The sequence below is a fragment of the Glaciecola sp. MF2-115 genome, assembly GCF_047250385.1.
In the GTDB taxonomy this organism is placed as follows: Bacteria; Pseudomonadota; Gammaproteobacteria; order Enterobacterales; family Alteromonadaceae; genus Glaciecola.
Genome location: NZ_JBLBVM010000055.1, coordinates 305,361 through 330,279, shown reverse-complemented (window position 1 = coordinate 330,279; position 24,919 = coordinate 305,361). Strand labels below are relative to the sequence as shown.

Genomic DNA, 24,919 nt, shown 5'->3' with positions numbered 1-24,919 from the left:
TTATTATAATTATGGTGTTAACTATTTATTGTTACTTTTAAATTGATTTTTTATGGCTCGTTGTTAGCGATTAAATTGACCTATTGTGGCCCTATCTAAAGCATTAAGATCTTGAATCGTTTTGATATTTTCATACCCGTTTTCTTTCAAGATTTGCTGAATAGCAGAAGCTTGTTGCTCCCCATGTTCTAACAGCAAGTACCCGCCACTATTTAAAAAACCAAGCGCTTGACAAATAATATGCCTGATATCATCCAAGCCGTCTATACCAGACGTTAGCGCGCTAAGAGGTTCGAATCTAACATCACCTTGCTGAAGCCACACGGAATCCGATTCTACATATGGTGGGTTAGATACGATTAAATCATAAGCTTGATCTTCAATATTAGAAAACCAATTACTTAAAACAAAATTTACATCAAGTTTATTGAGCTCGGCATTAGATTTCGCTAACTTAATAATATCATTCTTATAATCACAAGCTAAGACATTCCAATGCGGGCGCTCAGCTTTAATCGCTAAGGCAATGGCGCCAGTGCCCGTACCTAAGTCGAGTACTTTTGCACGCTCTTGTAAAGGAAGTGAAATAGCTGTTTCAACGACCACTTCCGAATCAGCACGTGGTATCAAAGTATCCTCAGACACATTCAAATCAAGTGTCCAAAACGGCTGATGACCAACAATATAGGCAACGGGATAACCTGAAATACGCTTAATGAGAGTGTTTACTAACGATTGTTTATCATTGTCGCTGAGTAATTCTTCGCTTTGAGTAATAAGTTGCAAAGACGTTTTTGACAGCGCATGTTCAACGAAAATTTTAGCCTCTAAGCTTGGGTCGTTAAAGCTGAGATTAGTTTGATTTTGTGCCAGCAGGTCGCGACACACACTGCATGCGTCTGCAACCGTTTTACATAAGGAGACTTGCTCTTTTATGGTGTTAGCTATTTCAGGAGTAACATCCTTACCGTTAGTGCCTTTAGCGTTTGCACCTTTAGCATTTGTACCTTCAGTGTTAACACCGGTGACACTGGAATTATCAGCGCTAACACCTCCACTTCTGGCACCTCCACTTCTGGCACCTTCTATTCTGGCTCCTTCACTTTTGGCGTCTTTTATACTGGCGTCTTTAATGCTGGCATTTGCCGTTAATGTTTCATTGTTTTTCAGCATCACGCTCTAACTAATACTCTTCAGATAATGAAGCGAGCATGTCCGCTTGGTGCTCTTGACGAATTGGCTCCATCAATGCGCCTAAATCACCGGCAATGACATCATCAAGTTTGTAAAGTGTTAGGTTGATCCTGTGGTCTGTTACTCGCCCTTGAGGGAAGTTATATGTGCGAATACGCTCTGAACGATCACCACTTCCCACTAAGGTTTTTCTCGTGCTCGCTTCTTCAGCGTTACGCTTGTCTTCTTCAATTTGATTCAAGCGAGCTTGTAATACAGACATCGCTCGTGCTCTGTTTTTATGTTGTGAACGCTCGTCCTGACATTCAACAACCACGCCCGTTGGTATGTGAGTTAAGCGAATAGCTGAATCTGTTTTGTTAACGTGCTGACCACCTGCACCGGATGCTCTGAAAGTATCTACACGCAGATCCGCTGGGTTTATTTCAATTGCTTCAGACTCTGGAATTTCTGGCAATACGGCCACGGTGCAAGCAGATGTATGAATACGGCCTTGCGATTCAGTCTCAGGAACTCGTTGTACTCTATGCCCACCAGATTCAAATTTCATCACGCCATATGCACCATCACCGCTGATATTAACAATGATTTCTTTATAGCCACCATGGTCGCCTTCATTTGCGCTCATGAGCTCTAGCTTCCAACCCTTGGTTTCAGCATAGCGAGTGTACATACGGAACAAATCACCTGCGAAGATTGCAGCTTCATCACCACCAGCTCCAGCTCGAATTTCCAAGAAACAACTGTTGTCATCTTTTGGATCCCTTGGGAGTAACAATATTTGTAGGCTGCTTTCTAACTCTTCAACGAGAGCTTTGCTTTCTTTCAACTCTTCTTGTGCCATCTCTTTCATTTCAGGATCGTTTTCCTGCAACATTTCAAGGGCAGATTCCACATCTTGTTGTGCAGATTGAAAAGCGCCAAATTGTTTTACAACTTCTTCAAGTTGCTTATATTCTTTGGACAGATTTCGGAATTTTTCTTGATCTCCAATAACACCAGGATCGCCCAGCAAGGCTTGCACTTCTTCGAAGCGTTCTACTAAGGATTCTAACTTTTGGATTACTGACTGTTTCATTCTTTTCCTGTTTCTCGTTTTTCTGTTCCATCAACACCTAAGGCTTTTGCTAAGAAATTTAAATGTTCATCATTGGACAGTTTGCTTGCCTGCTGTAAAGCCTTCGTAGGGCCATGCAACATAGCTTGGGTTAACTTGAAGGCTAACTCTTTCATAGCCTCATCTGGCGCTGCGCCATCTTCAATTTGTTTGAGTGCCTTTTGCAAAGCGTCATCGCGAGTTTGAGCCGCTTTCTCACGGTAATTTTTAATCAAATCGACGTTCTGATAGTGCTGCTGCCAACTACCGTAACTGCTGACCATTGTAGCTATCATTTGTTCAGCTTGCTGCGCTGCAATTTCTCTATTCGCTACATTTTGCTCTACGATGTTCTGTAAATCATCAACGGTATACAAGTAGGCATCATCTAAATCCCCTACTTGGTCTTCGATATCTCTTGGCACCGCTAAGTCAATCAACAACATGGGTTTATGCTTTCGTAATTTCAATGCTGTCGATACCGTGCCTCTGCTAATCAATGGCAATGAGCTAGCAGTTGAACTGATTACTATATCAGCTTGCGACAAATGCTCAGGAATTTGACTAATCGTAATGGCATTGCCATTCAATTCTTCAGCCAGTTTGCTCGCTCTCGACAATGTTCTGTTTGCCACCGTGATGGATTTAGTTTCAGCATCCACAAGATGTTTAGCAACCAACTCAATCGTTTCGCCTGCACCTATTAACAGAACGTTACTGTGCGTTAACTTTGAAAATATTTGCTTCGCCAACTGCACCGCGGCAAATGCAACAGACACCGCATTCGCACCTATTTCAGTATCTGTTCGTACCTTCTTCGCCACTGAAAATGTTGACTGAAATAGTTTTTCAAATTCAGTGTTTATTTTACCCGCGTTTTTAGATTCAGTATATGCTTGCTTTACTTGCCCTAAAATCTGCGGTTCACCAACAATCAAGGAATCTAAACCACATGCAACTCGCATTAAATGATTAATAGCATCGTCACCGCGTTTAATGTAGCTATGCTTATTAATGACTTCATAATCGGTCTGGTGAAAATCGGCTAACCATCGGGAGAGCTTTTCAGCATCTTCAGGTGCATTCGCCTTTACGTAGACTTCAGTTCTATTGCATGTAGATAGGATCACTACCTGCTCAGCGTCGGTAAACTGCGGGCATGACTGTAATGCATGCGCCAACTTATCAGGAGAAAAGGCCACTTTCTCCCGCAAATTAACTGGTGCAGACTTATGATTAATCCCGAGCGCAATGATGGTCATTTAAAAAAGGTAATAGTGCCATATATGATTTGTTCGCGGCATTGTACGAAAAAGCGCATATGATTGAAAGAAATTGAATTTAAAGAATTCCTTATATTACGTCCTACTTGGATGATTTCTGTACTTTTATCCGTTTTATTCGCTAATTTAACTTCATCACTAAAAATGCTAGGCTCTCACCGTTTAGTATTACTTAAGGTTCATTTGTGCTTATCTCTTCACCCTATAGGTTTTTCGGTATCGTTCTTTTCATCGCGCTGTTAAGTAGCTGCAAAAATACACACGATATTGAAGAACGACGAAAAATTGATATGTCAGCTGAATATATGCAGTTATCAAATCAAGCGAAACTCGCATTGTTAAGCCATTGGGAATTAACTGGAAAAATTGCCGTCATTACACCCGATGAGCGCAAAAGTGCCTATTTAAATTGGCAGCAAGCGAATGAAGATATCGACTTTCGTTTAAGCAATCTGATTGGTGTTTCTTTACTCAACTTAAGCTATGACGGTGAAATTGCGCGCCTAGAAGCTGACGGCGAAGAATATGAAGACTTTTCAACAGAAGCTTTAATTTATAGAACTACTGGCTGGGTCCTACCACTGGATAATTTACCTCGCTGGATAAAAGGCGCGGCAAGCGAGCAAGATATCGTCACCCTCAACACGCAGAATTTACCCCAAAAGATTCAGCCTATATGTGACTCATGTACCGGATGGGAAATCTCCTATTCTCAATATAAAAAAGTACAAGGCGTATGGCTTCCGTTTTCCGTTGAAGTCAATAATCCTCTAAAACAAACTCGATTAAAATTTAAGGTTAGTCAGTGGCAGCGAAAATAGATTGGTACCCGAGCCCAGCAAAACTCAATTTGTTTTTGCATATCAATGGTAGATATGAAAATGGCTACCACCAATTACAAAGCCTATTTCAAATACTAGACAAGGGCGATGATATCGGTTTCGAAATTAATAACAGTGGCAACATTGAAATAGCAGAGCAAATCCCTGGAGTGCCAGAAAAAGATAACTTAGTCTATAAAGCAGCCATTGCATTGAAGCCTTATGCATCTGAAAAGTCCGGTTGCCGACTCCACATTAAAAAACGCTTACCTATGGGGGGCGGTATTGGCGGAGGTTCATCTAATGCAGCAACCGTACTAGTAGCGTTGAATCAATTATGGAACTGCCATTTAGGTCTTGATGAACTCGCAAAGATTGGACTGAAATTGGGTGCAGATGTACCAATATTCGTGCATGGCAATACAGCATTTGCGGAGGGCGTTGGTGAATTACTCGAAGCTACTTCAACACCTGAAAAGTGGTATTTGGTCGCGACACCACAAATATCTGTTTCGACCAAAGATATTTTTAATTCTCCCGAACTGCCTCGGAACACGCCTAAAATCGACTTTAAAACATACTGTTTCGAAAAAACACACAATGATTGTCAAACTTTAGTCGAGAATATGCATAAGGAAGTTGCATATTTATTACAGTGGTTGGTAAACTACGCTCCGTCTAGGATGACTGGAACAGGTGCAAGTGTTTTTGCAGTTTTCGATGCGAAAGAAAACGCAGATAAGGTTCTCCGCTTGCTACCCGAAAGTTACGCTGGTTTTGTTGCTAAAGGTGTTAACCATTCAGGTTTACATACTGCCCTTGGCATTGAAACAAGCTAAACCCCAGCACCAGACAAGTTAAAACCTTTTTGGGGTATAGCCAAGTTGGTAAGGCAGCGGGTTTTGATCCCGCCATTCGTAGGTTCAAGTCCTGCTACCCCAGCCACCATCTAAACAACGCACTGAGGAATATTCTTGTGCCTGATATGAAGCTTTTTGCAGGAAACGCCGTACCTGAACTCGCCCAGAAAGTCGCCGAACGTTTATACACTAAATTAGGGAATGCCAGTGTTGGTCGTTTTAGTGATGGTGAAATATGCGTCGAAATTCACGAAAACGTTCGTGGTTCTGATGTATTTATTATCCAATCAACGTGTGCACCAACAAATGATAACTTAATGGAATTAATCGTAATGATTGATGCATTCCGCCGAGCGTCTGCTGGCAGAATCACCGCCGTTATCCCCTACTTTGGATATGCTCGCCAAGATCGACGTGTACGTTCAGCAAGGGTTCCAATTACAGCGAAAGTTGTAGCTGACTTCTTATCAAATGTAGGCGTTGACCGCGTTCTTACAATTGATTTGCACGCAGAGCAAATTCAAGGCTTCTTCGACGTACCAGTTGATAACGCCTTTGGTACTCCTATTTTACTTGATGACATGTTTCAACGTGATTTTGTAAAACCAATTGTTGTATCTCCAGATATTGGCGGTGTTGTTCGTGCAAGAGCCACGGCAAAACTGTTGAACGACTGTGACTTGGCAATCATCGATAAACGTCGTCCTAAAGCTAACGTTGCTCAAGTAATGAATATTATTGGTGATGTTAAAGGCCGCGATTGTATTATTGTTGATGACATGATTGATACTGGTGGTACTTTGGCTAAAGCCGCAGAAGCGCTAAAAGCTCACGGTGCTGCAAGAGTATTCGCCTACGCAACACATGCTATTTTCTCAGGAAATGCTGCAGCTAACCTGCGCGATTCTGTTATCGATGAAATTATCATCACCGACAGTATTCCTTTGAGTGATGAAATTAAAGCATTGAAGAAAGTGAAGCAATTAACGCTATCTGAAATGCTTGCTGAAACTATTCGCCGTATTAGTAACGAAGAATCAATTTCAGCCATGTTTGAGTATTAAGATACAAAAAAGCAATTAGAAATTTTAATTCCAAAGTAAGCCGGCTTCGAAAGAGCCGGCTTTTTTGTATCGAAACTTTTTCATAAATTCGTATTCTAAGTAAATAAGCTAATGCTAGTATGCGTTAACAATGCACAAACAGCACTCTGCTTAAAAACTATTAAGAATGTTTTTTTCTACAATTTGCTTATACCTGCTGATAATAAAAACTTATAGGAATATTGAATGTCTATTTCGACCAGAACAATCGCGAGTATCGTTTTACTCAGTGCCAGCTTATCTGCTTGTAACGCAGAGCAAGCCCCTCAAACTGAAGACACAAATAAAAGTGACACACAACAGCAGGTAAAAGTGTCGGAGCTAAAAATAGTGAACGATATGAAAGAGGTGAACGATGTGAATGAAACAGGGCCAAAAGAATCTGAAGAAATCACCTTAAAAGGCCAAGTGCTATTCCAAGAAATGGAAGGTGGCTTTTTTGGCTTCATTGACGAGAATGGTAAAAAATATACTCCTATGGGTATGAATAAAGAATATCTAAGGCATGGTTTAGTTATTGAACTCACTGGCACACCACTACCTAACATGATGACAATCACTCAATTTGGCGAAGTCATTAAGGTTAGCAACGTAGTTATCCTTGACGAATCAAAAGCCTTAAAAGCGGGTCGCCCCAAGCTAAACTCTGAAGAACTATAGACGGACACACGAAAATCTAATGAACAAACGGTAAGCTAGCTTAAAATAAGCGAATACTAGACACATTTACGTTGTTTGTTGACAATCACAGTGATAGAATGCGCCGCCCGTTTTAGTACGGGCTTTTGTTTTTTATCAATTTCGATTAATTGAAATAAAGTTTTAATTACTTGGCGAGTAGTTGAGTAATAAGTAACTAGATAAATAGCAACAACTTGCTCGATTTGGTCGCAGAATCGAGCTCATTAATTTTATATATTTGGAGACATAAAATGTCTGACGCAATTTTCAAATTGGATGCTACTGTCCGAACTGACCTAGGGAAAGGTGCGAGCCGCCGCCTTCGTCATCAGGATAAAGTACCTGCAATCATTTACGGTGGTGATGAAGCCCCTGTATCTATCACACTTGAGCACAATAAAGTACAACAAGCTCAAGAATTCGAAGCTTTTTACTCGCACGTTCTAACTATCAACGTTGACGGTAAAAAAGTTGAAGCGCTTGTGAAAGATATGCAACGCCACCCGTTCAAGCCTAAAGTAACGCACATTGATTTCCAACGTGTTGTTGCTGGTCAAGCTTTGACAACTAACGTTCCAATTCACTTCATTAATGAAGAAGAATCTGACGCAATTAAATTGAATGGCGGTCACGCTGAGCATCACATGAATGATATCGAAATTACATGTATGCCTAAGAACTTGCCTGAATTCATTGAAGTTGACTTGCTTAACATCGAAATTGGTCAAACAATTCACTTATCAGACGTTAAATTCCCTAAAGGTGTTGAGTCTGTTGAGCTAGGCAAAGGCGAAGAGCATGATTTAGCAGTAGTTACTGTTAAAACAGCTAGAGGCCCAAGTGTAGAAGAAGAAGCTGAAGATGCCGCTGCTGAAGGTGATGAAGGCGCAACTGAGGAATAATCAGTTTGTCTGACATTCGTCTAATCGTGGGCCTGGGTAATCCAGGCCCCGAATATCAAAACACTCGCCACAATGCTGGTGCTATGTTCGTTGAAAGCTTAGCTTCAAGGTTTAATTGCCCATTAAAGTTTGAAAGTAAGTTTTTTGGTTTTACTGGTCGTTTTACATTGCATGGCCAAGACATCCGTTTACTCATCCCGACTACCTTCATGAATAAAAGTGGCCAAGCGGTCGCTGCCTTAGCCAATTTCTATAAGATAGACTACACCCAGTTATTAGTTGCGTTCGATGAACTCGACTTTGAACCCGGTATCGCTAAATTTAAAATTGGTGGAAGCTCAACTCAAAATGGAATTCGCGACATCGTGGCAAAGTTAGCCAATCAACGAGAGTTCTTGCGTTTGAGAATAGGTATTGGCCACCCCGGCCACAAAGGAAAAGTAACCGGACATGTTTTGGGTAAGGCTCCGAGAGAAGAACAAGAAAAAATTGATGCAGCTATAGACGAGGCAATTCGTTGTATAGAGATCCTGATCAAACAAGATTTGGTATCCGCCACACAGCGCTTGCATTCATTTAAAGCAGAATAAACATTATTTGGTAATGTGTAATAACAAAGTTTTGACACATCACTTTTCAAGAATTAGATATTAAAGGACCACGAATATGGGTTTTAAATGCGGCATTGTTGGCCTACCGAACGTAGGTAAATCAACCCTTTTTAATGCACTCACAAAAGCAGGTATTGAAGCAGCGAACTTTCCGTTTTGTACTATTGAGCCTAACACTGGCGTAGTACCGGTTCCTGATGAGAGACTAGATGCTCTAGCTGAAATAGTAAAACCACAGCGCGTGATCCCTACCACTATGGAATTCGTGGATATTGCAGGACTGGTTGCCGGCGCTTCCAAAGGTGAAGGCTTAGGTAATAAGTTTTTAGCAAACATTAGAGAAACTGATGCCATTGGCCATGTTGTTCGTTGTTTCAATGACGAGAATATAGTGCACGTTGCAGGCAAAGTAGATCCTCAAGAAGACATCGATGTTATCAATACAGAATTAGCGTTATCTGATCTAGAAACAGCAGAGAAAGCGGTTCTACGTTTAGGTAAACGCGCCAAAAGCGGTGACGCAGAGGCTAAGTTTGAAGTAAAAGTATTAGAGAAACTGCTGCCACATTTGAATGAAGGCACATTGTTGCGCTCTGTTGAATTAAGCAAAGAAGAGCATGCAGCTATTGCCTATATGAACTTCCTAACCTTGAAACCAACAATGTATATTGCCAATGTTGACGAAGATGGTTTCGAGAACAATCCTCTATTAGACAAAGTGCGTGCAATTGCTGAATCAGAAGGCGCTATCGTAGTGAGTGTCTGCGCAGCCATTGAGTCAGACATTGCAGAATTAGACGAAGAAGAAAAAGCTGAATTTATGGAAGAGCTTGGTTTGAAAGAGCCAGGTCTTAATCGTGTTATTCGTGCAGGCTACAGTCTTCTAACCTTAGAAACATACTTTACTGCAGGCGTAAAAGAAGTGCGTGCATGGACTTACCCTACAGGTTCAACAGCTCCACAAGGCGCTGGTAAAATACACACTGATTTCGAAAAGGGCTTTATTCGTGCAGAAATCATCGGCTACGACGATTATATCACTTGCAAAGGTGAAGCCGGAGCAAAAGACGCGGGTAAATGGCGTCTTGAAGGCAAGGACTATGTGCTAAAAGACGGTGACGTTATCCACTTCCGCTTCAACGTTTAATGAGTCATTTAAGGCTCACATTAGCGCTTAATCTAATGTGAGCTTTTATCTCGCTGTTCGCTTTATTTACCCCAGCCAGTTCCTCTCAGTTTTATTTCCAAACTCTCGATTATTAAAAATTACCCAAGGCTAAAGTTATTGGCTAGGCCGACTATTAACTAAAAATAAGCAATTATTTTTATCAATAAAAATCCCAAAGAAAAAAAGCACCGTATATATAAAATCACAAAAAAACGCTGGCTTCGATGGGGTCAGTTGAATTAAAGATCTTTGGCGGTTTATTACAATGAAAACGCAAGCCCCTTTGTTACCAGGTGAAAAAGCCCTTCCGAGTGCGCCTAATGTACTTTTGGACGATGGCACGAACTGTATTCCTCAGCATTATTTGTCCTACCATCATACGATAGGATCAGTGGGTGATATTGTCGCGAATATTACTTATGAGCCTAATTACTTACTCTTTGTTGATGAAGATAACGGAGGGATCTTTATTCAAGTGGGTATAATAGGATTAGACAACTATGTTTCCCCACAATCACAAGACAATCAAAAAATCGTTTATGGGCGCAGATGGCGCGTAGAACCTCAATTACCCTCCTCTGAAATCATTCAAACCGCTTTTTTAGCGTTAATGAAAGCAAGAGAACATGAGATTCGAGAGCTCATTAAATTCAAACAAGATGATAAAATGACGAGTCCCTTCAGTTGCCACCATGACTTACCTTTAATGGCCATGTCACGAAGTACTGATACGCAAGACGAGAGCACGGCTATCGACGAAGATGCGATTAAAAATACAATTGCGAAACTTGAATACGATGGCGGATACTTTACATTTACTAGGCGTATTGAGCTTAATTCGTCACAACAGCTAGTTTCCCTTACCTTTCAGCCTGGCATAACCACCAAACTACCCGAATTGCTCTGTCAGCCCGAAATAAATCTAATAGTAGAAGAAGCAACCGAAAATGCACTTTTGTTCAGCTTAATGGATTGCTTGCTTCATTTAAGCAACCGACATGTTGAAGAGAATTTTAAATTCAAATCCTTCGCCCGCTTCTCAAGACAAAACAGCATCGCCAAAATAAGCGCTTTATCGGCAAAGACTAGGCATAAAGGCTTAACGGAAAGCAATGCTGATTTTGCTTTGAGCTACCAACAAAGTAACTATCAAACCGATGAAACCAGAGTGCCTAGATTGTTCGATTCCAATTTAGGGAAGAAACTTTCATCGCAATTGCAGAAATTTAAGATTGGTGGCGGGATATTGCCGAATAAATCGAGTTAAAAAATGCAATAGACTTGTCTAATATTTGGCTTTCTTGATTATTTAATGTCCAAGTAGTTATTTCATGCAAAAAAGGGGTTGACGACCACTCTTCAACTAAGCATAATACGCGCCACTCTGAAACAGACAAGCGCTGTTTGGAGTGACAGGATGGCTACGTAGCTCAGCTGGTTAGAGCACATCACTCATAATGATGGGGTCGCAGGTTCGAGTCCCGCCGTAGCCACCAATTCACTTATTAGCAATAATAGGTGACTGAGATATGCGGGAGTGGTGGAATTGGTAGACACGCTGGATTTAGGTTCCAGTGCTTCACGGCGTGAGAGTTCAAGTCTCTCCTTCCGCACCATACATTGTTGGGGTATAGCCAAGTTGGTAAGGCAGCGGGTTTTGATCCCGCCATTCGTAGGTTCAAGTCCTGCTACCCCAGCCATCTCAGTTTTTTAAAAGCTCATTAATATGAGTTGTAATTTAGAGCATCCTTGATTACTCTTGGGGTATAGCCAAGTTGGTAAGGCAGCGGGTTTTGATCCCGCCATTCGTAGGTTCAAGTCCTGCTACCCCAGCCAAATTCTACAAACGCCGGTTTATCCGGCGTTTTGCGTTTTTAAGGAATGAAATTTTGTTATTTGACTCAGTCACTTCACTTCAAAGCTCTGTTACGGAATCCCCGCACTTTTTCTCTGAATTACTGAACACACTAGGCGATGGTGTCAACGCTATTGTTAGCTTCGTGAACATGATTTTATGGGGCGATGGGCAAGTATTAATCTACATGCTTCTAATTGCGGGTGTTTGGTTTACCGTTAAATTAAAGTTCATTCAGTTGCTTAACTTCAAGCATATGTTTTCCTTACTCAAAGGTAGTGGCAAAAGTGATGCTGCCGGTATAAGTTCATTCCAAGCCTTATGCACGAGTTTATCCGCTCGTGTTGGTACCGGTAATTTAGCTGGCGTTGCGGTTGCGATATCACTGGGTGGTGCAGGTGCTATTTTTTGGATGTGGGTAATTGCCTTACTTGGTATGGCGACCGGTTATGCAGAGAGTGTTCTGGGCCAAGTTTATAAAATCAAAGACGAGAACGGCGAATACCGAGGCGGCCCAGCTTATTATATTAAGCAAGGGTTGAATAATTCATGGTTTGCCATATTGTTCGCCTTGTGTCTATTTTTTGGCTATGGATTCGTATTTTCTGCCGTACAGGCCAACACCATCACCGATGCGCTCAGTAATAGTTATGGTTTTGAAACATTCCATTCTGGCTTAGTGATTATTATTTTAGCTGGTTTGATCGTTATCGGCGGCTTGCGCGCCATCGCCCGCTTTGCGGAATGGATAGTGCCATTCATGGGCATTGCATACATGATAGTTGCCTTAGTTATTACTATCATTAACATTCAATTATTACCTGATGTCATTATCGATATTGTGAAATCGGCGTTTGGTTTACAGGAAGCCGGTGCGGGCGCGTTTGCAGCAGCCGTTAAAAATGGTATTCAGCGAGGCTTATATTCTAATGAAGCCGGTTCAGGCAGTGTTCCTCACGCAGCAGCCAGTGCTACTCCCCACCCTAATCACCCAGTATCTCAAGGATATATTCAGATGCTCGGTGTGTTTATCGACACAATGATACTTTGTACCTGTACGGCATTTATTATTTTGTTAGCGGGTCATGGTAATGATATTGGTCAAATGGAAGGTATTCGCCTAACTCAAACCTCTATGGAAAGCCACTTGGGTGCATATGGCGGCGATTTTGTGGCCGCAGCGATAAGCTTGTTTGCTTTCACCTCGGTAGTAGCGAACTATGCGTATGGCGAGAGTAACCTGCATATGTTTAAACTCGACAATAAGTTTGGGCGTGCGTTTTACACTACAGGTTATTTATTGATGATTTTATGGGGTTCAATGGCTGCCGTACCGCAGGTTTGGGCAATGGCAGATATGGCTTTAGGCTTAATGACAGTCGTGAATATTATTGCCATTGTACTACTAACTCCTACCATTGTTGCCGTAACAAAGGATTACAACGAAAAGCGCAAGAACCAAACTAAAATGGGCTTCATTGAAGAAGATTGCAATATTCAAGGGAAAACTGAAGATAATATTTGGAAATAAGGAAATTGACTAGCTCTTGAGGTATCGCCCGCTCTATAAGCGATACCTCTATTTATTGCTCTACATATACATAAATAATTGAATCACTAAGACAATCAATACCAGTGGTATTATCCACTTGGCAAACTTAGCCTGTGTTTCCGGTGAAATTCTAACACTCGATTTTTCAAGCATTGGGATGATCACAATCAACGAAATAAACAATACTGCTAAAATAGCTAAAACTGCCATTTACTTTCCTTTTTTTAAATTAATGCTAATTCTATCTTTCAAGACTGTAACGCTGGTTTATAAAGACGAAAAGCTGATTTTATCTTGCAATACTTTGATGCTATTTGATAGAGAGCTTTATACGTCTTAACTTATTCGAAACCCATAGCGTATTTCAAGGCTTTTTGTTTAATTGGGCCTGCCAAGTTAGCAATTTGTATCCCAGCATTTCGAATCACTCTAAGCGGCCCTATATTATTGCTAAAGGTTTGATAAAAAACATCCATCGCACTCATCATCAATAAATTCGGCGACCGCCTCTCGTTTTCGTAATCGATAAACGCTTGCTTATTTGTTTCATAAATGGGGTTGTTTTTAATAGATTCAACTAGTGCACCGACATCTTTAAACCCAAGATTGACACCCTGCCCAGCCAAGGGGTTTATTTGATGTGCTGCGTCACCAACTAACACAACATTATTACGCCAATACTGATTTGCATGCATTCTGCGCAAAGGAAATCCGGTTTTATCGATAACTTCAAAGTCGCCTAGGATGGAAGGGAAACGCGTTATGACCTGCTTTCGAATCTCTTCATTTGAAGCAAGTCGAATATCCTGACTGATCGGCGAATCAGCATACCAAACTAAACTCGCATAGTTATCAAACAATGGTAAAAAAGCAACTGGCCCACTTGGTGTAAACTGCTGCCATGTCGCAGCCTCAAAATCAGAATGCATTTTGACCAACAAAACATTCGCTTGTTGCTCATATTGCCAGCCTGTTGTACCAATGTTAGCAGCCTGGCGTAACTGTGAATGTCCTCCATCAGCACCCACAAATATGTTAGCGCTAATTTGAGTATCGTTATCTAGTAGAACAGATGACTTACTTAACTGGATATCTGCGGCTTTTGCATAGAAAACCTGAATACTGTTTGAATGCTCTTGTTCAATTGTGTCTAACAAAGCTAACTGTAAGATTCTATTCTCAACAAAATACCCTAAATAAGACTCGCCTATCTCTGAAGCATCGAAATGCAGTGGACGGGAGATATCTTCCCACACGGAGAGACGCTGATATTGTTTACAGCGCATGGAAACAACCTTGTCCCACACCTTATAACTTTGTAGTAAGGATTGAGTGTAACGATTTAAAGCGGACACTCTCAGATCAGGAAGGTCCTTAGCGTTGTATGCTTTTGGTTTGTGAGCTTCGACGATAGCCACTTTGTAGCCAAGCTTGCTAAGCCCAATGGCCGTAGCGCACCCAACCATTCCACCACCTAAAATACAGTAATCGACTGATAACTTCATTTATCCCTACTTATCTTTAACATACTGATATAATACAATACTCACATTATCTTGAAGCTAACATAATATCCTGAATATAGTCATGCGCCAACTCAACGAAATGATAAATAATGAAGAATAAAGTCTTGTTGGGCGCAATAGCGCTGTTAGTTGCTGAAGCATTCTTTGCCGGTGTCGGCGCAATTGTAAAACAGTTAAGCGACAGCCTGACTGAATCTCAACTGGTTTTTTTCCGCAATTTATTTGCTTTGTTTTTTCTTGGCCCATTTTGTTTAAAGCAAGGGCGCGAAGCAATCTACACTAAGCGAATATACTTGCACTTATTCCGTGCCGCCACTGGTCTAGCCGGCATGTACTGCTTTTTCTTCGTGCTTGGAGCTATGTCACTGACGTCTGCCATTATGGCTTTAAAGATGGCACCTTTCTTTATCCCAATCATTGCGAAGCTTTGGCTGAAAGAACAGATCCCATTCAAAACAAGTATTGCCATTGCGATTGGATTTATAGGCGTCGCATTTATTCTAAACCCTCAAGAAGGCATAGAGCTTAGTCATTTAATGATTTCTTTGCTTTGTGCGCTTTTGGTCGCAACAACAACTTGCACCATCAGAAAGATGTCAGACACTGAACCTGCTGTGCGCATCGTGTTTTATTTTATTAGTGTTTCAACCCTAGTTACCTTTCCTTTAGCCATTGCTGACTGGCGGCCAATCATTGCAACGGACTGGCTACTTTTAGTTATCCTGAGTGCGCTAGCTGTTTGCGGGCAGCTTTTAATGACTCAGGCTTTTCGTTTTGCATCGCCAGTAAAGATAGGTTTGTTGGGCTACTCGAGTGTTTTGTTTGCAGCCCTAATTGGTTATATTTTTTGGGATGAACCGCTAACGCTCAGCATGCTATTTGGCGGAATTCTGTTGTTATGGGCAGCAAATGTAACGATTAGACAACGTTGGTTTATCTAATAACGAGAAAAGATGCAGCATAAGCCTGTTTAAACTAGCGTCGATAACTGTTTCAGTTTAAAATGACGGGTTCAACGATAAATCCTAATTGGGATAATTAATCGACCTGATAACGAGAAAATCGTTCTTTAGAACCGTATCGACCTAATAAAAGACGAAATATAGCAATTATGAACAAAAAGTTATTTATAAAAACCTGGGGCTGCCAGATGAACGAGTATGACTCTGAGAAAATGGCAGATCTACTTGATTCAACGCATGGTTATACTCTTGCAGATGAAGCTGAAGACGCTGATGTCATTTTGCTTAACACCTGTTCTATACGCGAAAAGGCCCAGGAAAAAGTATTTCATCAGTTAGGCCGTTGGAAAAACCTAAAGAACGATAAGCCTGAACTGATTATCGGTGTGGGTGGCTGTGTTGCTTCACAAGAAGGTGCTGAGATCAGAAAACGTGCGCCATATGTTGATATCGTTTTTGGTCCGCAAACATTGCACCGTTTGCCTGAAATGATCCAACAAATCAAAGGTGGTGATAAATCAGTCGTTGATGTCAGCTTCCCAGAAATAGAAAAATTTGACCGCTTACCTGAGCCAAGAGCTGAAGGCCCCACAGCCTTTGTTTCGATTATGGAAGGTTGCTCTAAGTATTGCAGTTTTTGCGTGGTTCCATATACGCGAGGCGAAGAAGTCAGCCGCCCCGTTGATGACGTATTGCTTGAAGTTGCCCAACTGGCTGCGCAAGGTGTGCGTGAAGTTAACCTATTAGGTCAAAACGTTAATGCGTTTAGAGGCCCACATTACGATGGAAATGTCTGTCGTTTTGCAGAATTACTAGAACTCATCGCTTCAATCGATGGTATTGATAGAATTAGATACACAACATCTCACCCGGTTGAGTTTACTGATGATATCGTCGACGCTTACAAAAATATTCCAGAGTTAGTTGACCACTTACATTTACCGGTACAAAGTGGTTCTGATCGCATTCTTAATCAAATGAAACGTGGCCACACAGCGATTGAATATAAATCAACAATTCGTAAATTAAAGAAAGTGCGCCCTAACCTTTGCATGTCCTCTGACTTTATTATTGGTTTTCCAGGCGAAACAGACGCAGACTTTGAAGCTACAATGGATTTAATAAACGCCATTGGCTATGACATGAGCTTCAGCTTTATTTATAGCTCTCGTCCTGGTACGCCTGCGGCTGATATTGTTGACGACGTGACGGAAGAAACTAAAAAACAACGTTTACAAATATTACAACAACGCATAAATCAGAATGCTCTGCGCATAGCACGTAATATGTTAGGGACGACTCAACGTATATTGGTTGAAGGTCCATCGAAAAAAGATTTGATGGAATTAACGGGTAGAACAGAAAATAACCGGGTAGTAAATTTCGAAGGTTCACACGACATGATTGGTGAATTTGTTGACGTTGAAATAACTGCGGTTTACAGTAATTCTTTACGAGGAAAAGTGACTTTGCGTGAAAAAGACATGGGTTTACGTGTTGCTGTGTCGCCGCAAAGTATTTTAGCCAAACAGCCACAAGCTGATGACAATGGTGTGACTCAATTCGTTCCTGTGTAAATAGTGGCATGAGCTAGGTATTGAATATCTAGCTTTAAGCCTTATTTATATGTTCAGAATGAGTAATAACCCCAAACAAAAGAGATTATATTGAGTAAGTTAGTTAGTAACGAAATTTTACTGCAACCCGAAGACAACAAACGTTTGTCGAGTCTTTGTGGTCCATTTGACGACAATATCAAACAGATTGAGCGTCGCTTAGGTGTCGAGATTACCTATCGTTCAAACGAATTCAAAGTGCTCGGCGACCAACAACAAGCCAATGGCGCTAGCGAACTTTTGAAGTTGCTGTATATCGAAACCCAGCCAATAAAAGGAAGCGTCCCTGTACTTGAACCGAATCAAGTGCATTTAGCCATTCAAGAAGTGAAATGCTTAGAACGCGCTGAAGCCGGTGACTATGGCAAAGAAGTCCATATCAAAACCAAACGCGGTGTTATCAAGCCACGAAATCCAAATCAATCAAAGTATGTTGCAAACGTACTCACGCATGATATTACCTTCGGTGTTGGCCCTGCTGGTACAGGTAAAACTTACCTAGCTGTTGCCTGTGCAGTTGATGCACTTGAGCGTCAGGAAGTACGCAGAATTCTGCTAACACGCCCTGCCGTGGAAGCGGGTGAGAAGCTTGGCTTTTTACCCGGTGATTTATCACAGAAAGTTGATCCCTACTTGCGTCCACTATACGACGCATTGTTTGAGATGCTAGGCTTTGAGAAAGTTGAAAAACTCATTGAGCGAAACGTAATCGAAGTTGCGCCTTTAGCTTACATGCGCGGTCGAACGCTGAATGACGCATTCATTATTCTAGACGAAAGCCAGAATACAACGGTAGAACAAATGAAGATGTTCCTGACCCGTATCGGTTTTAATTCTCAAGCAGTTATTACTGGCGATATTACACAAATTGACTTACCTCGAGGCGCCAAGTCTGGTCTGCGTCATGCAATCGAAGTCTTAAGTGATGTGAATGATATTTCGTTTAATTTCTTTATGGCGCAAGATGTTGTAAGACACCCTGTTGTTGCTCGCATTGTGCAAGCCTATGAAGAGTTTGAAGCTAAGAAAGAAATTGAGTCGATGGAGAAGAGGCGCTTAAGAGAAGAGCAAATTCGCAACTCAGGTCAACATATTGACGAACAAAATCTTAAACAATCTCATTTAAGTAATACGCCCAGCAATGACAATCAAAGTTGATTTACAAAACGTGCTTGAGCAAGATAAGCTCAATCACGTTTTGCCCAGCAATGAGCAAATTGAACAATGGTTTAATCGAACGATTGAAGAGTTACGTTCAATAAGTGAAGCACTTTCGGTACAGCAAAGTGACAGCAAAGAGCTTGATACCGTTCGCATTCAACAGCAAACATATGAACTGACACTTCGCATTGTAGACTCTGAGGAGTCCCAGCAATTAAATGCTGATTATCGTGACAAAAATAAACCCACTAATGTCCTTTCGTTCCCTTTTGAAGCACCGGAACACATAGACATGCCGTTCTTGGGTGATTTAGTTGTTTGCGCAGCGCTTGTTGAAAAAGAAGCAAATGAACAAAATAAATTAACAATAAATCATTGGGCGCATTTATGTATTCATGGTTTGTTGCATCTTCTGGGTTACGACCATATAGAAGAAAGTGAAGCACAAGAAATGGAAGGGATTGAAACCGCCATTTTGGCGAGATTCAACATTGACGATCCTTATCAATATCACTCAACTTTATGACTTTAGGAAAATAACGAAAATATCATGAGCGATGACAACCCACACTCTACCAACGGTTCTCCAACTAGAAGCTGGCTAAAGCAATTAGCCTCGACTTTTAAGGGGGAACCGAGAAGTAGAGAAGAATTATCTGAAGTAATTTCAGATGCTGAGCAACGTGAACTAATTGATCCTCAAACGAAGGAAATGATTGAGGGCGTAATGACTGTCAGCGAAATTCGCGTTAGAGACATTATGATCCCCAGAGCACAAATGGTTACTATCGATATCGAACAAGATGTTGAGCAGTTTCTCCCTATCATGCTCGACCACGCTCACTCAAGATACCCTGTCATATCAGAAGACAAAGACCATATAGAGGGCATTTTGCTTGCTAAGGACTTACTTCCCTATGCTTTTTTACCTGGTAAGGAATTTAAATTAAAGGAAGTATTACGCGAGGCTATCATCGTCCCTGAGAGCAAACGTGTTGATGTACTGCTAAAAGAATTTCGCCAACAACGCTATCACATGGCAATTGTGGTTGACGAATACGGCGGTGTTTCTGGTTTAATTACAATTGAAGACATACTCGAACTTATAGTGGGTGAAATTGAAGACGAGTATGACGATGAGATCAACGAAACGGATGAAATTCGTCCTCTAAACAAACACACATATTCTGTTAAGGCTCTCACATCTGTTGAGGACTTCAACCGTTTCTTCGAAACAAAATTTAACGAGGAAGAATCCGATACTATTGGAGGTGTTGTTCTGCGCGCTTTTGGACATATGCCTGAAACCGACGACGAGATTACGATAGAAAACGTTGGCTTTAAAGTCACAAACTCGGATAAGCGACGGATAGTGCAATTAAAAGTCATGCTGCCGGATTCTGAGGAATAAGTTCTGAGCATCTGGCGAAGCTGTATTTTATTATTCGTTTTAGGAGCAAGTGTCACCTTTGCATTCGCCCCTTTTAATGCCTGGTGGCTTCCGTTTGTCGTATTTCCCATTTGGTTTTACATTCAAGCAGGCACACGAGAGCATTCTTTTAAACTTGCTTGGTGCTTTAGTTTTGCTTACTTTGCCGCAGGTATTAGTTGGATACATGTCAGCATAGCTGAGCACGGTGGCCTTCCACTTATTGTTTCAATTGCAATGATGGCAGTACTTTCAGCTTATTTAGCACTTTTCCCGGCTATCTCGATGTATCTATGTAACCGTTTCTCCAATAAACGAGTATGGCCACTTACCCTGCCCTTTATTTGGCTTATTCTAGAGTGGTTAAGAGCCAATTTCATGACGGGCTTTCCTTGGTTATCAGTTGCGTACAGTCAAATTGACGGGCCTTTAAGTGCCTGGATCCCACTAGTGGGTGAAATTGGTCTGAGTGCTATATTGATAATGATTACGGTTAATCTTGGTTTAAACCTAAGGCTTAAACGTGATGACAACACATGGCATTTACATGGAATTCAATCAGTATTTGTTGCACTTGTTTTTAGTATCTCAGGCTACGTATTAAATGATATTAATTGGAGCCAGCCAACAGGTGAAACCAAGAAAGTCACTATCGTCCAAGGTAATATTGAGCAAACTGTAAGATGGGTACCAGAACAAGACCGTCCAACAATGCAAAAATACTGGAACTTGACTGAGCCACACTGGAATTCAGATCTTATTGTTTGGCCTGAAGCCGCTATTCCCAAATTAGAAATAGCTGCAACGTCGTTTCTAGAACTATTAGATGAAAAAGCGACTGAGACCAACACAGCTTTGATAACCGGTATTGTTGATGTTAACTACGAAACAAAGATGATTTACAACAATCTGCTTAGCCTGGGTAACGATGAATTGGCACTAAACGCGATACCCTATCAATATGGACATGAAAATCGATTTTCAAAACACCACTTACTCCCGATAGGTGAATTTGTACCTTTTGAGTCCGTACTTAGGACATTGGCGCCTATATTTGATTTACCCATGTCATCTTTTAGTCGCGGAGACTATGTGCAGCCGAACCTTAAAGCCAATGGCATGTTATTGGCGCCTGCTATCTGTTTCGAAATTGCCTTTCCAAATCAAATACGTGCCAACCTAAATCAAGACACTGATGCCATTATAACTGTGAGCAATGATGCTTGGTTTGGTGATTCACATGGCCCCCATCAACACTTGGAAATTGCTCAGATGCGCGCAAAGGAGTTTGGTCTGCCTGTAATTAGGTCAACAAATACGGGAATTACTGCATTCATCGACCATACTGGAAAAATAGTGTCTATCGCATCACAGTTTGAGGACACGACGCTTACTCAAGACATCCAATTAGTAAAAGGCGATACCCCTTATAGAATATTTGGAAATTCACCTACTTATCTATTTTTCTTTGCTTTATTTATAGTTGGCTTTTTTATACATCGAAAAATACGAACGTAAAACAATATATAATCGACTTTTCCTTAACTTAAATATCATGTATAACACCCTCAATCATTTTTAGGAGTTAATATGTTAAGTAAATTAAATCAGGTTTTTAAGCACGACGCTGCTAGTGGAGTACTGCTAGTGTTTGCTGCTTTGCTTGCAATGATAATGGCAAATACTCCGCTAAATGGCTTCTACAACGACTTATTTAATACACAAGTAGTTGTGAAGTTTGGCGCATTTGAAGTCAACAAACCCCTTATTTTATGGGTTAACGACGGATTAATGGCTATATTCTTCTTTCTAGTTGGATTAGAAGTGAAACGTGAAGTGCTTGATGGTCATTTAAAATCAAGAGATCAAGTCATGTTACCAGCCGTCGGGGCTATCGCCGGTATTGTTGTGCCAGCCCTGATATACGTATACTTTAATTACGATGAGCCAGTTAGCATTGACGGTTGGGCTATCCCTGCTGCTACCGATATCGCATTCGCGCTTGGGGTTTATAGTCTATTTGGCAAGTCCTTACCTGTTACTCTGAAGCTCTTTTTATTATCCGTTGCAATATTTGACGATATAGGTGCAATAATTATTATTGCGCTATTTTACTCTGCAGAACTCTCAACACTATCACTGATCATTGCCGCAATTGGTATGTGTATCATGTTCGTATTTAATCGTTTAAAAGTTCGTTCTGAAGCGATGTATATTTTAGTAGGTATTGTGATTTGGGCGGCAGTTCTGAAATCCGGTGTGCATGCAACTTTAGCTGGCTTCGCCTTGGCTTGGTTTATACCATTAAGAGGAAAAAACCGAAGTGGTTTGGAAATGCTTCCTCATATTGAGCACAAGCTACACCCATGGGTGGCTTTTGCAATCTTGCCAATATTCGCTTTTGCTAACGCCGGTGTTCAGCTGCTGGGTACAACTCAAGAACAGATTTTCAATCCTATTGTGATTGGAGTAATGGCTGGTTTATTTGTCGGTAAGCAAGTGGGTATATTCGGTGCTTGTTGGCTAGCCGTCAAACTTGGATTCGCGAAGTTGCCTGACTATGTTACTTGGGGACAGCTTTATGGAGCATCGATATTATGTGGTATCGGATTCACAATGAGTTTATTTATAGGCAGCCTCGCATTCGAGAATATGAGTGCTGATTATTTAAATAGTGTGAAAGTTGGTGTTCTTGCCGGTTCTATTTTATCTGCCATATTGGGTGGAATAGTCATATCCCGGTCTTCAAAAAGTTTTGATACTAGAGCTAAATTGAGAGCTCAAACCACTGCTTAGGACTTAATGCGTATAATGCGCAAAACTTGTGAGGCGCTCTCAATGAGCGCCTTATTTTTGAGACGTTCGAAGAGGTAGTAACAGTGCAAATTTTTAATACCATCAATAGAAGTAATTTACGAGGGGACATTCTTGGTGGTGTCACAGCGGCAATTGTATCTCTTCCACTAGCCTTAACTTTTGGTGTTGCCTCTGGCGTTGGACCTGAAGCCGGTTTATATGGAGCAATCATCATTGGTCTATTTGCCGCGTTATTTGGTGGTACCCCCACGCTTATCTCTGAGCCAACAGGCCCAATGACAGTTATTATGGCAGCTGTTGTCACCACTCTAATCGCGGATAATCCAGATAACGGTCTTGCAATGGCCTTTACGGTAGTCATGATTGCGGGCCTCACACAGGTACTTTTTGGTGTCATGAAGTTGGGTAAATACATTACCCTTATGCCATACAGTGTGATTAGTGGCTTTATGTCCGGCATCGGCTGCATATTAATTGTCATGCAGTTAGCACCCGCGTTCGGCTCTGTTGCCCCAAGTGGCGGCGTAATGGGAACAATAAGCGCCTTACCAAGTATTCTTAGCAACATAAACCCCATCGAATTAGGTATGGCGATTGCGACAATTGCCATACTCTACATGACACCCAAAAAACTCAAAAATATAGTGCCACCCCAACTCATTGCATTAATCATGATCTCCTTGGTGTCAGTATTACTCTTTCAAAGTTTCGATATTAAACGGATTGGTGAAATCAACGTAAGTTTGCCATCAATGGTTTTGCCTGAATTCACGCCAGATCAAATAAAGACCATGGTCTTGGACGGCATCGTGTTGGGCATGCTCGGTTGTATTGATTCCATGCTAACTTCTGTCATAGCAGACAATCTTACACGAAGTGAGCATAAATCTGACAAAGAGTTGATCGGGCAAGGCATAGGTAACATTTTCTCGGGCATGTTTGGTGGACTGCCTGGCGCTGGTGCAACAATGGGAACGGTCGTCAATATACAAGCCGGAGCAACAACCGCATTATCTGGCTTGATCCGCGTATTAGTCCTCGTTATTGCAGTTTTCGGTGCATCCGAACTCATATCGGTAATCCCCATCGCTGTGCTAGCAGCTATCGCAGTCAAAGTGGGTATCGATATCCTCGATTGGAGCTTTATTAAGCGCGCACACAAAGTATCGAAGCAATCGACTATCATCATGTATTCTGTGCTGTTGCTAACTGTGTTTGTCGACCTAGTTGTGGCAGTTGGTATTGGCGTTTTTATTGCTAACATTATTACGATTGAAAAACTGAGTGCCTCACAAGAAAAGAATATCAAGGCAATAAGTGACGTTGATGGCAGCCTTCCATTGACTAGAGAACAAAGGCAACTATTGAACAAAGCTAATGGCCAAATCCTATTTTTCTACTTAAGTGGGACAATGATTTTTGGTGTATCGAAGGCGCTTTCAAGAGAGTTAAGCAGTATGACCGAGCACAAAGTGATTATCATCGACTTAAGTGACGTCTCGTACTTGGACGATACCATCGCTCTGGCAATTGAAAACCTGATAAAAGATGCTAATCAACTAAACAAGCATATCTTAATGTTAGTGCAACAGGAAAGTTCGAGAGAAAAGCTTCAAAAAATGGGTTTTGCTAAAATACTGATGGCAGAAGCCTTTGTGAAAGACAGAACTGAAGCTCTGACTAAAGCCTCAGATTGGCTGAAAAACGACGACTTGAAAGGGCAGGCATAAAACTGCTTAGCCCTATCACTTTAGTTTAACTAACTAATTTTACTATATATACTCAACTTCGATGATTTCAAATTCAATACTTCCAGCAGGTGTTTGAATATTGACGACATCGTCTATCATTTTGCCAATTAAACCGCGAGCAATTGGCGAGTTAACAGAAATTAATAAGTTCTTAATATCAGATTCATCATCACCTACAATTTTATAAGTAATTTCTTCTTCAGTCTTACAATTCATCACTGTAACAGTTGTTCCGAAGATCACTTTCCCAGTATTTGGCATTTTAGTGACATCAATAATTTGTGCGTTTGATAACTTACCTTCAATATCTTGAATACGCCCTTCGCAAAAGCTCTGTTGCTCGCGCGCAGCATGATACTCAGCATTTTCTTTTAGATCACCGTGCTCACGAGCTGTCGCAATTGATTTAATAATCTCAGGACGTTTTACCGTTTTTAATTCATGTAGTTCTTTTTGCAACATGTCTGCGCCATGTGCCGTCATCGGATATGTAGTCATCTATCTACTCTTTAATTATTTTAGTTATCTGGT

Annotated in this window: 23 protein-coding genes and 5 tRNA genes; 22 read left to right on the top strand and 6 right to left on the bottom strand. The window is 41.2% G+C overall.

Annotation, left to right across the window (positions count from 1 at the left end; all coding sequences use genetic code 11):
• Positions 1 to 63: 63 nt before the first annotated feature.
• From prmC to hemA, 3 genes are read right to left on the bottom strand one after another with little or no spacing between them, the layout of a single operon-like run.
• A complete protein-coding gene (gene prmC / locus ACKLNX_RS14670; protein ID WP_412972894.1) occupies positions 64 to 1,173 on the bottom strand; it encodes a peptide chain release factor N(5)-glutamine methyltransferase in 1,110 nt (369 codons plus the stop codon).
• Between the two features lie 10 nt (positions 1,174 to 1,183).
• Positions 1,184 to 2,272, bottom strand: coding sequence for a peptide chain release factor 1 (gene prfA, locus ACKLNX_RS14665; RefSeq protein ID WP_411693986.1), 1,089 nt, complete (start codon positions 2,270 to 2,272; stop codon positions 1,184 to 1,186).
• Complete coding sequence (gene hemA, locus ACKLNX_RS14660; protein ID WP_412972893.1) at positions 2,269 to 3,552, bottom strand: glutamyl-tRNA reductase; 1,284 nt, start codon at positions 3,550 to 3,552, stop codon at positions 2,269 to 2,271. The genes prfA and hemA overlap by 4 nt, the downstream gene beginning before the upstream one ends.
• A gap of 206 nt (positions 3,553 to 3,758) precedes the next feature.
• On the opposite strand from hemA, the gene lolB reads away from it, so the two are divergent.
• The 14 genes from lolB to ACKLNX_RS14590 all read left to right on the top strand — a co-directional run bounded on the left by lolB (position 3,759) and on the right by ACKLNX_RS14590 (position 13,105).
• The gene (gene lolB, locus ACKLNX_RS14655) at positions 3,759 to 4,394 is read left to right on the top strand and encodes a lipoprotein insertase outer membrane protein LolB (RefSeq protein ID WP_412972892.1); all 636 of its coding nucleotides are present in this window, start codon (positions 3,759 to 3,761) and stop codon (positions 4,392 to 4,394) included.
• Positions 4,379 to 5,233, top strand: a complete 855-nt coding sequence (gene ispE, locus ACKLNX_RS14650; protein WP_412972891.1) for a 4-(cytidine 5'-diphospho)-2-C-methyl-D-erythritol kinase — start codon at positions 4,379 to 4,381, stop codon at positions 5,231 to 5,233. The genes lolB and ispE overlap by 16 nt, the downstream gene beginning before the upstream one ends.
• Positions 5,234 to 5,263: 30 nt before the next feature.
• Positions 5,264 to 5,339 (top strand) — tRNA-Gln (locus ACKLNX_RS14645).
• Between the two features lie 31 nt (positions 5,340 to 5,370).
• Positions 5,371 to 6,318 carry a ribose-phosphate pyrophosphokinase gene (locus tag ACKLNX_RS14640; RefSeq protein WP_411693989.1) on the top strand — a complete coding sequence of 316 codons (948 nt, stop codon included), beginning with the start codon at positions 5,371 to 5,373 and terminating at the stop codon, positions 6,316 to 6,318.
• A gap of 225 nt (positions 6,319 to 6,543) precedes the next feature.
• Positions 6,544 to 7,017 carry a hypothetical protein gene (locus ACKLNX_RS14635; protein ID WP_412972890.1) on the top strand — a complete coding sequence of 158 codons (474 nt, stop codon included), beginning with the start codon at positions 6,544 to 6,546 and terminating at the stop codon, positions 7,015 to 7,017.
• A 272-nt stretch (positions 7,018 to 7,289) separates the two neighbouring features.
• Positions 7,290 to 7,940, top strand: coding sequence for a 50S ribosomal protein L25/general stress protein Ctc (locus tag ACKLNX_RS14630; RefSeq protein WP_411693991.1), 651 nt, complete (start codon positions 7,290 to 7,292; stop codon positions 7,938 to 7,940).
• A 5-nt stretch (positions 7,941 to 7,945) separates the two neighbouring features.
• Positions 7,946 to 8,530: an aminoacyl-tRNA hydrolase gene (gene pth / locus ACKLNX_RS14625; protein ID WP_412972889.1), complete on the top strand. Its 585-nt coding sequence runs from the start codon at positions 7,946 to 7,948 to the stop codon at positions 8,528 to 8,530.
• A 76-nt stretch (positions 8,531 to 8,606) separates the two neighbouring features.
• Positions 8,607 to 9,698 (top strand): redox-regulated ATPase YchF, encoded by a 1,092-nt coding sequence (ychF, locus tag ACKLNX_RS14620; protein ID WP_412972888.1) that lies wholly within the window; start codon positions 8,607 to 8,609, stop codon positions 9,696 to 9,698.
• Between the two features lie 286 nt (positions 9,699 to 9,984).
• Complete coding sequence (locus ACKLNX_RS14615; RefSeq protein ID WP_412972887.1) at positions 9,985 to 10,986, top strand: hypothetical protein; 1,002 nt, start codon at positions 9,985 to 9,987, stop codon at positions 10,984 to 10,986.
• Between the two features lie 152 nt (positions 10,987 to 11,138).
• A tRNA-Met gene (locus ACKLNX_RS14610) sits at positions 11,139 to 11,215 on the top strand.
• A gap of 35 nt (positions 11,216 to 11,250) precedes the next feature.
• Positions 11,251 to 11,335, top strand: a tRNA-Leu gene (locus ACKLNX_RS14605).
• A gap of 8 nt (positions 11,336 to 11,343) precedes the next feature.
• Positions 11,344 to 11,419 (top strand) — tRNA-Gln (locus tag ACKLNX_RS14600).
• 60 nt (positions 11,420 to 11,479) lie between these two features.
• Positions 11,480 to 11,555, top strand: a tRNA-Gln gene (locus tag ACKLNX_RS14595).
• 170 nt (positions 11,556 to 11,725) lie between these two features.
• Positions 11,726 to 13,105 (top strand): alanine/glycine:cation symporter family protein, encoded by a 1,380-nt coding sequence (locus tag ACKLNX_RS14590; RefSeq protein WP_412972975.1) that lies wholly within the window; start codon positions 11,726 to 11,728, stop codon positions 13,103 to 13,105.
• Positions 13,106 to 13,165: 60 nt separating this feature from the next.
• Here ACKLNX_RS14590 and ACKLNX_RS14585 read toward each other — a convergent pair whose 3' ends face one another.
• Positions 13,166 to 13,336, bottom strand: coding sequence for a hypothetical protein (locus ACKLNX_RS14585; protein ID WP_411693995.1), 171 nt, complete (start codon positions 13,334 to 13,336; stop codon positions 13,166 to 13,168).
• Positions 13,337 to 13,467: 131 nt separating this feature from the next.
• A complete protein-coding gene (locus ACKLNX_RS14580; protein ID WP_412972886.1) occupies positions 13,468 to 14,631 on the bottom strand; it encodes an FAD-dependent oxidoreductase in 1,164 nt (387 codons plus the stop codon).
• A 110-nt stretch (positions 14,632 to 14,741) separates the two neighbouring features.
• Between ACKLNX_RS14580 and ACKLNX_RS14575 the strand changes: the two genes are divergently transcribed.
• From ACKLNX_RS14575 to ACKLNX_RS14540, 8 genes are all read left to right on the top strand, one after another.
• Positions 14,742 to 15,593, top strand: a complete 852-nt coding sequence (locus ACKLNX_RS14575) for a DMT family transporter (protein WP_411693997.1) — start codon at positions 14,742 to 14,744, stop codon at positions 15,591 to 15,593.
• 170 nt (positions 15,594 to 15,763) lie between these two features.
• Positions 15,764 to 17,191: a tRNA (N6-isopentenyl adenosine(37)-C2)-methylthiotransferase MiaB gene (miaB, locus tag ACKLNX_RS14570; RefSeq protein WP_412972885.1), complete on the top strand. Its 1,428-nt coding sequence runs from the start codon at positions 15,764 to 15,766 to the stop codon at positions 17,189 to 17,191.
• Positions 17,192 to 17,281: 90 nt separating this feature from the next.
• Positions 17,282 to 18,388 (top strand): PhoH family protein, encoded by a 1,107-nt coding sequence (locus ACKLNX_RS14565; protein ID WP_411693999.1) that lies wholly within the window; start codon positions 17,282 to 17,284, stop codon positions 18,386 to 18,388.
• Positions 18,378 to 18,917 carry an rRNA maturation RNase YbeY gene (gene ybeY, locus ACKLNX_RS14560; RefSeq protein ID WP_412972974.1) on the top strand — a complete coding sequence of 180 codons (540 nt, stop codon included), beginning with the start codon at positions 18,378 to 18,380 and terminating at the stop codon, positions 18,915 to 18,917. The genes ACKLNX_RS14565 and ybeY overlap by 11 nt, the downstream gene beginning before the upstream one ends.
• A 24-nt stretch (positions 18,918 to 18,941) precedes the next feature.
• Entirely contained in the window at positions 18,942 to 19,802 is an 861-nt protein-coding gene (gene corC / locus ACKLNX_RS14555) for a CNNM family magnesium/cobalt transport protein CorC (RefSeq protein ID WP_411694000.1), read from the top strand.
• Positions 19,803 to 19,811: 9 nt separating this feature from the next.
• Positions 19,812 to 21,338 carry an apolipoprotein N-acyltransferase gene (lnt, locus tag ACKLNX_RS14550; RefSeq protein ID WP_412972973.1) on the top strand — a complete coding sequence of 509 codons (1,527 nt, stop codon included), beginning with the start codon at positions 19,812 to 19,814 and terminating at the stop codon, positions 21,336 to 21,338.
• A gap of 72 nt (positions 21,339 to 21,410) precedes the next feature.
• Positions 21,411 to 22,616: a Na+/H+ antiporter NhaA gene (gene nhaA / locus ACKLNX_RS14545; RefSeq protein ID WP_412972884.1), complete on the top strand. Its 1,206-nt coding sequence runs from the start codon at positions 21,411 to 21,413 to the stop codon at positions 22,614 to 22,616.
• An 83-nt stretch (positions 22,617 to 22,699) separates the two neighbouring features.
• Complete coding sequence (locus ACKLNX_RS14540; protein WP_411694002.1) at positions 22,700 to 24,367, top strand: SulP family inorganic anion transporter; 1,668 nt, start codon at positions 22,700 to 22,702, stop codon at positions 24,365 to 24,367.
• 42 nt (positions 24,368 to 24,409) lie between these two features.
• Here ACKLNX_RS14540 and greA read toward each other — a convergent pair whose 3' ends face one another.
• Entirely contained in the window at positions 24,410 to 24,886 is a 477-nt protein-coding gene (gene greA / locus ACKLNX_RS14535) for a transcription elongation factor GreA (protein WP_411694003.1), read from the bottom strand.
• Positions 24,887 to 24,919 lie beyond the last annotated feature (33 nt).

What these genes read in the sequence shown, in the direction of transcription:
- prmC (WP_412972894.1), bottom strand. Translation starts at nt 1,173, where the DNA reads ATGCTGAAAAACAATGAAACATTAACGGCAAATGCCAGCATTAAAGAC.
- prfA (WP_411693986.1), bottom strand. Translation starts at nt 2,272, where the DNA reads ATGAAACAGTCAGTAATCCAAAAGTTAGAATCCTTAGTAGAACGCTTC.
- ACKLNX_RS14585 (WP_411693995.1), bottom strand. Translation starts at nt 13,336, where the DNA reads ATGGCAGTTTTAGCTATTTTAGCAGTATTGTTTATTTCGTTGATTGTG.
- ACKLNX_RS14615 (WP_412972887.1), top strand. Translation starts at nt 9,985, where the DNA reads ATGAAAACGCAAGCCCCTTTGTTACCAGGTGAAAAAGCCCTTCCGAGT.
- ACKLNX_RS14635 (WP_412972890.1), top strand. Translation starts at nt 6,544, where the DNA reads ATGTCTATTTCGACCAGAACAATCGCGAGTATCGTTTTACTCAGTGCC.
- nhaA (WP_412972884.1), top strand. Translation starts at nt 21,411, where the DNA reads ATGTTAAGTAAATTAAATCAGGTTTTTAAGCACGACGCTGCTAGTGGA.
- ACKLNX_RS14590 (WP_412972975.1), top strand. Translation starts at nt 11,726, where the DNA reads ATGATTTTATGGGGCGATGGGCAAGTATTAATCTACATGCTTCTAATT.
- ACKLNX_RS14630 (WP_411693991.1), top strand. Translation starts at nt 7,290, where the DNA reads ATGTCTGACGCAATTTTCAAATTGGATGCTACTGTCCGAACTGACCTA.
- ychF (WP_412972888.1), top strand. Translation starts at nt 8,607, where the DNA reads ATGGGTTTTAAATGCGGCATTGTTGGCCTACCGAACGTAGGTAAATCA.
- hemA (WP_412972893.1), bottom strand. Translation starts at nt 3,552, where the DNA reads ATGACCATCATTGCGCTCGGGATTAATCATAAGTCTGCACCAGTTAAT.
- miaB (WP_412972885.1), top strand. Translation starts at nt 15,764, where the DNA reads ATGAACAAAAAGTTATTTATAAAAACCTGGGGCTGCCAGATGAACGAG.
- greA (WP_411694003.1), bottom strand. Translation starts at nt 24,886, where the DNA reads ATGACTACATATCCGATGACGGCACATGGCGCAGACATGTTGCAAAAA.
- corC (WP_411694000.1), top strand. Translation starts at nt 18,942, where the DNA reads ATGAGCGATGACAACCCACACTCTACCAACGGTTCTCCAACTAGAAGC.
- ACKLNX_RS14575 (WP_411693997.1), top strand. Translation starts at nt 14,742, where the DNA reads ATGAAGAATAAAGTCTTGTTGGGCGCAATAGCGCTGTTAGTTGCTGAA.
- ACKLNX_RS14580 (WP_412972886.1), bottom strand. Translation starts at nt 14,631, where the DNA reads ATGAAGTTATCAGTCGATTACTGTATTTTAGGTGGTGGAATGGTTGGG.